Consider the following 11488-nt stretch of genomic DNA (forward strand, 5'->3'; position numbering starts at 1 on the left):
GTCCCATCCCTGACGGGTTCAAGATTAAGACGGCGACAATCCTCAGGAAGGTAGACGGCTATTACATCACGCTGTCATTGCAAGATGACGCTGTGCCCGTGCTCACTGCCGATGCCCCCAATCTCAATAAAAGGCATTGCCAGAACACGCATGGCAAAGTCTGCTCATGATGCTGGGTGGGATCAATTTCTGCGAATTCTCTCAGTCAAAGCTGCAAATGCTGGGCTGATGACGATGGCTGTGAATCCCAACGGTACAACTCAGAATTGCTCTGGTTGTGGCCAGAAGGTTCCAAAAGCAATCCATGATAGATGGCATTCTTGCCCTCATTGTGGACTGGAACTAGACCGTGACCACAATGCGGCAATCAATATCAAGTATTTGGCGGTGGGGCATCCCGTTAATGACCCTCCGGGTCGTCCGGAGGACGATAAAGCTCAGGAAACGCCCGTTCGCAGTAGCAGGAGTCACTGAGAAGCCAGCGCTCTATCCGTAGGATGTTCGCGTAGCGTACCGTAGGTATAGCGTCGGGAGTATGTCACAGTCTTGGTTAAAAGCACGGAGAAGGCGATGCTGGCCAAACGGATCATTCCCTGTCTGGATGTGGCAGCAGGGCGAGTGGTGAAAGGGATCCAGTTTGTGCAACTGCGGGATGCCGGGGATCCGGTGGAGCTGGCGCAAGCCTACGATCAGGCTGGGGCAGACGAGCTGGTGTTTTTGGATATTACCGCCACCCACGAAGAACGGACCATTTTGCTGGAGGTGGTACGGCGGACGGCGGAGCAGGTGTTCATTCCCCTCACGGTTGGGGGTGGGATCCGCGATCTTGAGGGGGTGCGAGAACTGTTACGGGCGGGGGCGGATAAAGTCAGCCTCAACTCGGCGGCAGTGAAGGATCCCGATTTGGTCACTCAGGCTAGCCGGTGGTTTGGATCCCAGTGCATTGTGGTGGCCATCGATGCCCGTGCCAAAGCGGGAGGAGAGGGCTGGGAGGTGTATGTGCGCGGGGGCCGGCAGCCGACAGGGTTGGATGCCGTGCAGTGGGCCAAAACCATGGCCGAGCGGGGGGCTGGAGAAATTTTACTCACCAGCATGGATGCGGATGGCACCCAAGCGGGCTATGACCTAAACTTGACCCGTCAGGTGGCTGATGCTGTTTCGGTGCCGGTGATTGCTTCCGGCGGAGCCGGTGAGTGTTCCCATATTCGCCAAGCTCTACAGGAAGGGGGAGCAGAGGCGGCGCTTTTGGCTTCTGTGTTGCACTATGGTCAATTGACAATCCCCCAAATTAAGGCGGACTTGGCTGCGCATGGGCTGTTGGTACGCAATTAACTTCAAACTTGTCAGCAAAACTTGCGAGGACTGTGCCAATGTTCAATAACCTTGAAGAGAGCGAGTTGGCGGATTGGTTACCTCGCATTGCCTGCTTGTCGGAAGCCGCAGGCCGGGCCATCCTGCAGATCTTCCAGCAGGAACAGGTCCAGGTGAGTGCCAAAGCCGATCAATCCCCCCTCACGGAAGCGGATTTAGCCTCTCACCATCTGATTTTGCGGGGCTTGCAAGACCTGACCCCAGAAATCCCTGTGCTGTCGGAAGAATCCAGTGGGATCCCCTACGCCGAGCGGCAACATTGGCGGCGGTTCTGGCTGGTGGATCCCCTAGATGGCACCAAGGAGTTCATTAAGCGCAATGGTCAGTTCACGGTTAATATCGCCCTTGTGGAGGAAGGGATCCCGGTTTTGGGGGTGGTGCATGCGCCGGTTTTGGCACTCACCTACACGGCTGCTCAAAAGCTAGGTGCCTACAAAGGCGAGACCCGAATTCGCACCCGCACTTACTCGGAAGGATCCCTTAAGGTGGTGGCCAGCCGTTCCCATGCCAATCCTGAAACCGAACAATTCTTAAGCCGGCTGCAAACCCGTTACGGCCCACTAGAAGTCAGCTCCCTCGGTAGCTCCCTCAAATTTTGCCTGGTGGCGGAGGGATCCGCCCACCTCTATCCCCGCCTTGGCCCCACCATGGAATGGGATACGGCTGCGGCTCAATGTGTGGTGGAACAGGCCGGTGGAAGTGTGACCACCCTAGGCAGGGATCCCTTGCGGTATAACAAACCTGATTTACACAATCCACCCTTTGTGGTGGCGGCTCAGGATGCAGCTTGGTTGTGGCAAGACCTGATCGAGTGAAGGATCACTGCGAATAGATGGTGTCCAGATTTTGATTTCGAAGACGGGCACTACATTCCCATCTCAGCTGGGTTAAACCCATCCGGAAATTTGGTGTATTCGTCGTAAAGGGCACCCCGGAAGTGGGTATTGGTGATGGTGGCCCCGCGTAAGTCCGCCCCAATTCGCAAATCTGCCCGGTTCAGCTCGGCCTCTGTCAAATCAGATCTGAGCAACTTGGCCCGATAGAGATTGGCTCCGCGAAGGTCTGCTTTGACCAGCTTGGCCCCGATCAGGTTTACCCGCCGCAACTTTGCCCCACGCAGATCGGCCCCCGTGAGATCCGCCCCTGACAGATCCGACTCCCGCAAGTCTGCCCCGCTTAAGTTCGCATCCCGGAGGATGATGCCCTTCAAGTTCACTCCGCTCAACTGCGCCCCACTGAGATTGGATCCCGAGAAATCCCGCTGGCCAGAGGCATAAGCCTGCAACAGTTGCTTGGCGTTTAGGAGGGGCTTGATACTCGCTGTCGTCATCGCTGTTTGTTCTCTCGCAAAACCATAGTTAGGCTACCTCAAACCAACCGGGCCTCAACCCTATCAGAGGCAGGTCAAAGTCCTTGTTGGTTAGCTTACCACCCCGTGTCCCCTAGACATCATCAAAACGGGATCCCGCTCAGAAGGAGGGGGGATCCTCAGGGACTCGGAAAGGCATAACCTCCTAGCGGTTCAGAGCTGGTCGATCTCTTTGCGCAGGTTTTCCAATTCCAGATCGACTTCATCACCAGCGGGTTTTTGGGCTGGGGTTTTCAGATCTCCAGAGGGCAATTGGCCCTGCATCGAGGCTTTGAGCATCAGCAGTTCGTGATCCACATCGGATCCGCCTGCCTCCAAAGCCGCAAATTGGTTTTCGAGATTATCCACCGCTAGCTCTGCCACCGCCGCAGATTGGGCCTCTAGAGTGTTTACCTTCTCTTCCATCCGTTCAAAAGCTGAGAAGGCATTGGTAGTGTTCACCCGCCCGATGACCTCGTTGATTTGCTGGGAAGCTTTGGCGGAGCGAGCGCGGGCAATGAGCATATCCTTTTTGGTCTTGGCTTCGGAGATTTTGCTCTCCAGCTTGGTCATGTTGGTTTTCAGAATCTCCACCTGCTTGGTCTGCTCATCCAACTGCCGCTTCATGCTCTGGGCGGTTTCGGAGAAGGTTTTTTTACGCACCAAGGCTTCGCGGGCTAGGGCTTCGTTGTTGTTACGTAGGGCCAGCTCCGCACGGCTTTGCCACTCGTTGACGCTTTGCACCGCTTGTTCGTACTGCCGTTCCATCCGCTTTTGGCTGGCAATGGCCTGGGCAACCGCTTGCCGCATCTGGAAGTGATCCTCAGACATATCCTGGATGGTTTGGTTCAGGATTTTCTCTGGATCTTCGGCGCTACTGACCAACGCATTGATGTTGGATCTGATGATTCGGCTTACCCGATCGAACAATCCCATCTGATCTCTCTCCCTAGCGGTCTGACCTAATGCTACCCTTGCCGTTCTGACGTTTTCCAGTGTCTCTACTCCAGTATAGGGATCCCTAGCCGGGATCCAAGGGTATTGACCGATCACCTGAACGGGGATCTCTCCGAGCCTGGGAATGGGTGGGCTCCTCCGTCCAAGAGGAGGGCAGGCTAGAGATGTCGAAATTGGGGGGCTTGTGCGATCCTGTAGCTGGGCTTAGGCCTGTTGCCCCTCCTTTTCAATTCTTCATGACTGCCATCGATTCCTCCCGCCTGCTTCAGCCGAGAACCGCCTCCGTTCACCGTCGCACCGGCGAAACCGACGTTCAGATCCAGCTCAATTTGGATGGCCAGGGTTACCACGACATCGATACCGGGATCCCTTTTTTGGATCACATGCTGGCGCAACTGAGCACCCATGGGTTGATCGATCTGCACATCAAAGCGATGGGGGATCTGCACATCGACGACCACCACACCAATGAAGATGTCGGCATTACCCTGGGGCAAGCCCTAGCACAAGCCTTGCAGGATCGGCGGGGCATTCATCGCTTCGGTCATTTTTGGGCACCTTTGGATGAAGCGCTGGTGCAGGTGGTGATGGATTTCTCGGGCCGACCCCATCTCAGCTACGGGCTGGAGTTGCCCACCGAGCGCATTGGCCGCTACGAAACCCAGTTGGTGCGAGAGTTTTATCAGGCAGTCGTAAACCATGCTCAGCTCACCCTTCACATTCGTCAGGCTGCCGGAATCAATGCCCACCACATTGTTGAAGCCAGTTTTAAGGCGTTTGCCCGCGCCCTGCGCACGGCGGTAGAACGGGATCCGCGCCGCCAAGAAGGGATCCCGAGTTCGAAGGGGGTACTGTAGCCATGAATTGGCCACGGGGGCTATTGGCCTTGGGCCTAGGATTGGGAACCGTTTTCTCCGGGCTGAGTCAGGTGTGGGGCGCAGAGCGCTTGGCGGTGTTTTTGCCCCCCCTGATCGAGGTCTCCTTGCCCGTGGAAGATTTGGCCCAATTTGCGGAAACTGGCACTGTCAGTCGGCGATTGGATTTTTATCTGCGGCGGCTAAATCCTGAACAACAGGCTGCTTTGGCGGACTTGCTGACACGGGACTTTAACCTCAACCCAGTCACGGTGAGCCAGTTTACCTACTCCTCAATTGGGGAAGATTTGCTGCGGCGATTAACGCTGGTGTTGCACTCTGCGGGGGAGGGAGAGGCGGAATTCTATGCCTTGCGGGCGGCCTTGATCCGGGCGGCTGGGGATCCGGGCGGGTTCACCTTGGTCAACATTTTGCGCCACTATCCGCTGGAGAAGCTGCGGATCGATTTGGACATGAGCATTCGCGTGGTGCGGGAGGCCAGCCAACTGTTTCGACAACGGGATCTGGTGATCGCAGGGCTGCGACAGGAAGCCACCCAAGAAGCTCAGTCATCCTCTTTGGCTTTTTCCAACTCGGTATCCCAAAACTTGGCTCAGCCCAGACTTGACCCCGAGGCAGTGGGAGCCTTTGAGTGGCAGATGGAGAGCTTCCAGTTTGATCATCCCTGGCGCGATACGCCTGTGCCGGTGGATGTTTATTTACCGGAGAGAATGGGGCGGATCCCGTTGGTGGTGGTCTCCCACGGCATTGCTTCTGATCGCAATACCTTTGCCTATTTGGCCCGTCATTGGGCCTCCCGGGGTATCGGGGTGGCGGTATTGGAGCATCCCGGCACCAGTGTGGAGCGCGTGCGCAACTTTTTGTCGGGGTTTGGCTCTTTGCCCGGCCCCTATGAGTGGGTGGCACGGCCTGAAGATATTTCTTCTCTATTGGATGAGCTGGAGCTAAAGGCCCAACAGGATCCCAGCCGCTGGGGCAGGCTGGATTTGCAGTCGGTAGGGCTGTTTGGCCAATCTTTGGGGGGGTATACGGTGTTGGCGACAGCGGGAGCCAGTCTGAATCCGACCCGCTTGCAAGAGGACTGCCAAACTTCAAATTCTTTGGGCCTGACCTTGAATGCCTCTTTGCTGCTGCAATGTCGGGCGAACGAGGTGTTTCAGGATCCCGCCCTGGCGGCACAGGCGGAGCAATTGGTGGATGAACGCATCCAAGCGGTGTTTGCGCTTAACCCCCTCACCAGCACGGTGTTTGGCCCGGAAGGGTTGGGCCAAGTGGGGATCCCGGTAATGATCATGGCCGGTAGCGAAGATTACTTCGCCCCTTCTTTACCAGAGCAGATCGAGCCCTTTACTTGGTTGGGATCCCAGCAGCGGTATCTGGTGATGGTGGAGGGATCCACTCATTTCACCTTCTTGGGTGGGGGAGGGCAGGGGGCGTTTCCGGTGCCTCAGGAATTGATCGGGCCGGATCCCCAAGCTGCTCGACCTTTGCTCAAGGGCTTGACGACCGCTTTCTTTAGAACTTACTTGCAGGCAGAAGCAGACTCAGAAGACTATGCGGCTTATCTGAACTCGTCCTACGCCGAGGCTCTCACCCCCGACCCATTGCGCACCACCCTGATTCGAGAGCTAACGGAAGAACAGATCCAACTGGCCCTGAACCCGTGAGAAGTTTTTTGAGTAATGTTTTGAGCGATGTCGTGAATGGATCCCGATTGGATGTTTAGAAGGAGCATTGGCTCTGCCTGCTTGAGTCTCTCTGGTTTCACGTTTCACAGGGAAGAAGCGGACCCTTAGTGACCCGGAATCTGCGCCCCGTATCCTGGAGTACTCTAGGTAACCTTTTGTGACCCGGAGCCTGGGTCGCTCTGTTTGCCACTTCTATACCTCTGCAACTGTTCCTCAGCCCAATGGGCATGCTGCTCAGCCAGTCCTGCTGGAGTCAGGATTTGAACATTGCCCATGAACCGGTTCACCCAACGCAAGAATTCCCCATGAGAGCGGGGAGGAAGCCTGACCTGATAGTCTACGTACTGACTATGCCCAGATGAGGTCAAGATCTTTTGGCTGGGATGACGGTAGCCGCCCTCATGGATGAACGCGATAGTGTTGCCGTAAAAACGGACAGTGATCTCAGTAAGGGGAAGTTGGCCGCGGAGCTCTTGGCGTTGTTCTTCAGGTTCACCCAGGAAAAGACCCCATCCGTTTTCTAGAAGCTCATGAACTTGTTGAAGACGTTGAAGTTGTTGAGAGCGGCTGCGGGTCGGGAGAGAGAGAACCTGGCACTGATCATCGAAGCGATCCAAGCGACCTATCACCAAATGCTGGGTATCACATTGCTCATAGGCTAGGTACCAGGCGATGTCGTAGTGGATCAACTGCAAAGGCCAAATGGATTTGGATCCCTTTTGTGACCGAGATCCTGGGTCACTTTGCCCTTGCTGGTAAGGATCCGAGATGCGATGGATCTGGAGTGCTTCTCCTTTAAGAATGGCTGTTTCTAGGGTATCAAGAGCGCTGTAGAGGGTGCGGGTAGCGGATCCTCTGCGGCTGACTTGAGTGGGATCCGTAGGGGTAATCGAGCGGTTGATCTGGGCTCGAACCGGGTAGAAGTGGGCCAGGCCCTTGGAACCCTGGCTTTTGCCCCAGCGACGCTGGGAAATAGAGTTGAAAACTTCTTGGGCTTGAGGATCCCGTTGGTAGGTGGCCTGGGAGTAGAGGGCGCTGAGGGCGGTGTTGAATTCAACTTCGGTCATGGCACTAGGGCCAAGATAGTAGCCCCAACGATACATCTGATTGCTGAGGATGCCGTAGTGTCTCAGGGTTTGTAGATCTTTGTGCAGGGTATGGGGGGAGCAGGGGGGAAGAACGATCTGTTGCTGGGTAGCCACAGAGTGCAGGTAGATAAGGAGTTCCTGCAGGCGGGAGTGACCGGTGAGATGCCCGACACCGGGGTACTGGGCCAGAGTGGCGATCAGGCAGAGGAGGCGGTCGAAGCTCTGGGGGCGAGCATAGGTTTGAGAGGGATGGGGAGTCACAGGTATGAATCCTTGCGCAGCGAACTACCCCTCTTTCTTTCATGTTTTTCGCCATTCGCATCTCGATCTACAGCATTTTTCCCTCCGCCCCATAACCTAAAGAAGGCTAGATTTTCGGCTTCTGGTTTGATTCCAAGCCTCAAGGTGATCCAGTCCCTGGTCACAAGGAGTAGCGTCATGGGTAAGACACTGTATGTATCCCAGCAAGATTGCTACCTCTGCCTCCATCAGGAACTGCTGGTTGTCAAACGAGCGGGCGCTATCCTCCAGCAGGCTCAGCTCCCTCACTTGGATCAGATCCTGATCTTTGGCCATGCCCAGGTTACCACCCAACTGATCCAGAGCTGTCTACAGCGCAACATTCCCATTGCCTATCTCTCTCATATGGGATATTGCTACGGACGACTGCAGCCGATCCAGCGGGGTAATCGAGCCTTGCAGGACATGCAAATGCAACTGACACCCAAACGAAAGCTGGAAACCGCTCGCCAGATCCTGAAAGCCAAGGTGCACAACTGTCGGATCCTCCTACTGCGGCAGCGACGTCGCAAGCCTCAGGTGAGCGGCGAGAAACTTGCCTTGCTCCAGAGACTCCATACCGATATGGACTCCGCTCAGAGTATTGATGAATTGATGGGGCTAGAGGGAGCTGCAGCTGCAAGCTACTATCCCACCCTAGGAGAATGCCTCACCCATGTTGGCTTCGAATTCACCACTCGTAGCCGCCGCCCGCCTCGCGATCCCGTCAATGCCATGCTCAGCTTTGGCTACCAGTTGCTCTGGAATCATATTCTGCTGTTAATTGAGCTGCAGGGGCTCGATCCTTACCAAGGCTGCCTGCACACCAGCCACCATAACCATCCCTGCCTAGCCTCTGACTTGATCGAAGAGTTCCGCGCCCCGATCATCGATTCGCTGGTGTTATGGTTGATTAATACAGGGGTAATGGATCCATTCGAAGATTTCACCGATGAGGTTGAGGGTTGCCTGCTGACTCAGTCAGGCCGCACAAAATTTTTGCAAGCTTTCATTCAACGGATGGAAGATATTGTTCAGCCATCTAAAGATCCCGTTACAGGTACTGAAGAGGAGATCCCCCGCTGGGCGCTCGTCAACCATCAGGTGCAGATTTACCGTCAGTTTGTCGGGAACCAACTGCCCTTCTATACCCCTCATCTGATTCGCTGAGGTGAGATATGCAATTGTATGTGGTCGCCTACGACATTCCCAGCGATAAACGGCGCAAAAAGGTCTCTGATCTGTTGGAGGGCTATGGTCAACGGGTGCAGTACAGCGTCTTCGAGTGTATGTTAGGGCCAGATCAGTATCGGGATCTACAACGACGTCTTCAAGCCCGGCTAGATCTGACAGAAGATCAAGTACGGTTTTATCCTCTCTCGGCGCACACCCTCTCCCGCGTTGAGACTTGGGGTGGACCAGAATTGCTGACCCCACCGAACTCTATCGTTGTCTAGCGAACTGTGTACTATTTTGCCGTTCGCGTCACAAATGGGCGCAGGTTTTAGGTAGCCGTTTATGCTGTCGATTAGGCGATGAAGAGATTTGATGGTACTGATTGGCACTTACAGCCCTTTCGTTAGTCATCTAGCACGGGGGAATCCCCAGTGCTCTTTCAGAATAGGGTAAGGGCACAACTGTTGTTGTAGCAAACCCACGAAAGGGCTGTAATCAAGATTGCATAGCTGTTATTCAACATGATGCCCTCAGAGGTGGCCAGATGACTGAAGACCGCACCCCTTATTTTCGCCGCAAACTGTTTGCTTTGCTACATGATCCTCAGCTAAAAGCCCTGTATCAGTATAAAAACGGCAAAGGCCCCTGGCAGCAGGTGGATGAACTCTATCGTTATGGGGAAGAACTGGAGTCTTGGTGGCAGTCTCATCAGGGGGTGATTGCCGATCATATTGCTGCCGCTTCCGATCGATTATCCATAAAAGGCATTTTTAAGGATGCTCAGCAATTAGGGGGACGCACCCAGGTGGAGGTACGTCACCCTCTATCTGGAGAGAAACAGCATATCCAGATCTGGAATCCGCTAACGGAAGGGCAACTGGAAGAGATTCAGAATCGGATCATTCCTTACGAAAAGGTGCGTCATGGGGAACCGGAAAAAGCATTTTGGTGGTTCTGGCGGTTCTATCCGCAGTTAATTGCTCAGGAGACCGGGATCCAGACCTCCGCAGCTCTGCTCTTGCCTGCCGATACCCGCATCCCTGACTGTGCGGTACAGGATCACAACTCGATTGTTTCGGGTCTTACAGGGGCCTTATTCCCCCGAAACTGGCAACCCTCCGAGCCAGTTTCCCATGCCGATCTATTACTGTTTACCTTTTCTCCTGTGCAGGAGTTCATCAAGTCCTCCCGTAAGTTGTTGGATTTCTGGTCTGGTTCTTACCTGTTGCATTACCTGAGCGCCCGTCTCTGTTGGTTTATTGCAGAACGTTATGGCCCGGATGCTGTAATCACCCCTTCACTTTGGGGACAGGAGATCATTGATGCCTGGATTCTGAAGAAATATCCAGAGTTTGATCAGTATTTTCGAGAGATCGATAGTGAAAATAGCACTCCTGTCAGTCGATTCAACGATCGTCTTTCCAATAGCTTGAGCACAGCAGGCTTTCCTAACGTGATCACAGCTTTAGTACCCAGAGAAGAGGCCAAAACCTTTGCAGAGGAACTCACCCAGGAGATGCGCAAACTCTGGAAAAAGATCGGGACGCAGGTGAGAGATCATATCCGTCAGACCTGCGTTAAGCATCTAGAAGAACGTGGGCCAGAGATCTGGGAAAAAATTGCCCCTACTATGGGAACAACAGAAGGATCTCACACTAACTACGAAAGAGAGTTTCAGAAATGGCATCAGCAAAGCAATTGGGAGTGGAATAAGCTCTGGGATGCTCAGCTCGATCACACTTGGAAGAGCTATTGGACTCTGGTTCCCCTGGGGGATCCTGAAAAATCTTTGAAAGCAAAAACTAAGGATCCTGACTACAAATCATGGAAGGAAGCTCAGCAAACCCTGGCTCAGAGTCGAGTTCAATTACCCACCGATCCCGAAGAAAAAGCCTATGGCAATCTCAATGTGGGTACCTGGTGGGGCAGTTTGCAAACTCGATTGGGCCAGTCGATTCAGGCCATCAAAAACACCCGTACCTGGCGGATCCCGGTGGCTCCGGGGGAGCGATCCACTCTCTCAGGCATGTACAGTGCAGTTCACCCCAACTTGCTGTATCGGGACAAGTTCTGTGAAGGAGCGGGCCTTCCTGCGGGATCGATGCGCATGTTCTGGAAATTGATGGGAGAAGTGTATCCAGGACTTTTCAACGGATCGGAGATGCTGAATGCGGTAGAACTCACCAAACGCATGGCCTGGAAGTATGGAGGGATTGCTGAGTGCCTGGGGGTTTCTGAAGAAGACGACGATCTGGAGAACCTGATCCGATTCCCCAACCTTAGCTCCATTGCTGCTGCTCGCTTTGCCCATGAGGCTCCAGAGAAGGTGAAACAGTATTGGAGGGAGCTAGAGCGACAGATCAGACAGCTGCTGCCCAAACACAGAGATCGATTTGGATCCCTTACGCGCCGTCCCTTTCAGGTGCCCAAAACGGATGCCCAACTTAATCCTCAAGGGGGAGATCAACCAACCGATCAACCCTACAACGGTGTGATGTTCTCCAGTAAGTGGCTAGTAGATGATCTGAGCCTTCAGGATCCCGATGACATTGCTCTGTTACGAGGGGCAGTGGATCAGGCCTGATTGACTGACAAAAGCTGCTTACAGATAGCTGGGTGCCTTGCTGTGCGGTAGTTTTGGAGATTGAAGAGATGAAGGGGGAGCCAGCGTTCTAAGCTTAGATACCACTCAAAACCGTGAACGCT

10 protein-coding genes and 1 pseudogene are annotated in these 11488 nt (G+C 54.4%); 8 read left to right on the plus strand and 3 right to left on the minus strand.

Going from position 1 to position 11488, the window contains the following annotated elements:
- The 3 genes and pseudogenes from JX360_RS18110 to cysQ all read left to right on the plus strand — a co-directional run.
- A pseudogene (locus JX360_RS18110) lies at nucleotides 1-496 on the plus strand (RNA-guided endonuclease InsQ/TnpB family protein); the annotation flags it as partial.
- A 74-nt stretch (nucleotides 497-570) separates the two neighbouring features.
- Nucleotides 571-1332: an imidazole glycerol phosphate synthase subunit HisF gene (gene hisF, locus JX360_RS16280; protein ID WP_244353057.1), complete on the plus strand. Its 762-nt coding sequence runs from the start codon at nucleotides 571-573 to the stop codon at nucleotides 1330-1332.
- A gap of 38 nt (nucleotides 1333-1370) precedes the next feature.
- Entirely contained in the window at nucleotides 1371-2186 is an 816-nt protein-coding gene (gene cysQ / locus JX360_RS16285; RefSeq protein WP_244353046.1) for a 3'(2'),5'-bisphosphate nucleotidase CysQ, read from the plus strand.
- 50 nt (nucleotides 2187-2236) lie between these two features.
- Here cysQ and JX360_RS16290 read toward each other — a convergent pair whose 3' ends face one another.
- Nucleotides 2237-2701, minus strand: a complete 465-nt coding sequence (locus JX360_RS16290; protein WP_244353047.1) for a pentapeptide repeat-containing protein — start codon at nucleotides 2699-2701, stop codon at nucleotides 2237-2239.
- 192 nt (nucleotides 2702-2893) lie between these two features.
- Nucleotides 2894-3655 carry a PspA/IM30 family protein gene (locus tag JX360_RS16295; RefSeq protein ID WP_244353048.1) on the minus strand — a complete coding sequence of 254 codons (762 nt, stop codon included), beginning with the start codon at nucleotides 3653-3655 and terminating at the stop codon, nucleotides 2894-2896.
- Between the two features lie 257 nt (nucleotides 3656-3912).
- Between JX360_RS16295 and hisB the strand changes: the two genes are divergently transcribed.
- On the plus strand, nucleotides 3913-4533 hold the full coding sequence (gene hisB, locus JX360_RS16300; RefSeq protein WP_244353050.1) for an imidazoleglycerol-phosphate dehydratase HisB: 621 nt from the start codon (nucleotides 3913-3915) through the stop codon (nucleotides 4531-4533).
- 2 nt (nucleotides 4534-4535) lie between these two features.
- Nucleotides 4536-6218: an alpha/beta hydrolase gene (locus JX360_RS16305; protein ID WP_244353051.1), complete on the plus strand. Its 1683-nt coding sequence runs from the start codon at nucleotides 4536-4538 to the stop codon at nucleotides 6216-6218.
- A gap of 164 nt (nucleotides 6219-6382) precedes the next feature.
- Here the strand turns inward: JX360_RS16305 and JX360_RS16310 are convergent, their stop codons facing one another.
- A complete protein-coding gene (locus JX360_RS16310; RefSeq protein WP_244353052.1) occupies nucleotides 6383-7588 on the minus strand; it encodes a helix-turn-helix transcriptional regulator in 1206 nt (401 codons plus the stop codon).
- Between the two features lie 177 nt (nucleotides 7589-7765).
- Here JX360_RS16310 and cas1 point away from each other — a divergent pair, with 177 nt between their 5' ends.
- From cas1 to cas10, 3 genes are all read left to right on the plus strand, one after another.
- Nucleotides 7766-8776 (plus strand): CRISPR-associated endonuclease Cas1, encoded by a 1011-nt coding sequence (gene cas1, locus JX360_RS16315; RefSeq protein WP_244353053.1) that lies wholly within the window; start codon nucleotides 7766-7768, stop codon nucleotides 8774-8776.
- Between the two features lie 8 nt (nucleotides 8777-8784).
- The gene (gene cas2, locus JX360_RS16320) at nucleotides 8785-9063 is read left to right on the plus strand and encodes a CRISPR-associated endonuclease Cas2 (protein WP_244353054.1); all 279 of its coding nucleotides are present in this window, start codon (nucleotides 8785-8787) and stop codon (nucleotides 9061-9063) included.
- A 263-nt stretch (nucleotides 9064-9326) separates the two neighbouring features.
- On the plus strand, nucleotides 9327-11366 hold the full coding sequence (gene cas10 / locus JX360_RS16325) for a type III-B CRISPR-associated protein Cas10/Cmr2 (RefSeq protein WP_244353055.1): 2040 nt from the start codon (nucleotides 9327-9329) through the stop codon (nucleotides 11364-11366).
- The last annotated feature ends 122 nt before the right edge of the window (nucleotides 11367-11488 follow it).

The sequence above is a fragment of the Thermostichus vulcanus str. 'Rupite' genome (assembly GCF_022848905.1).
Taxonomy (GTDB): Bacteria; Cyanobacteriota; Cyanobacteriia; order Thermostichales; family Thermostichaceae; genus Thermostichus; species Thermostichus vulcanus_A.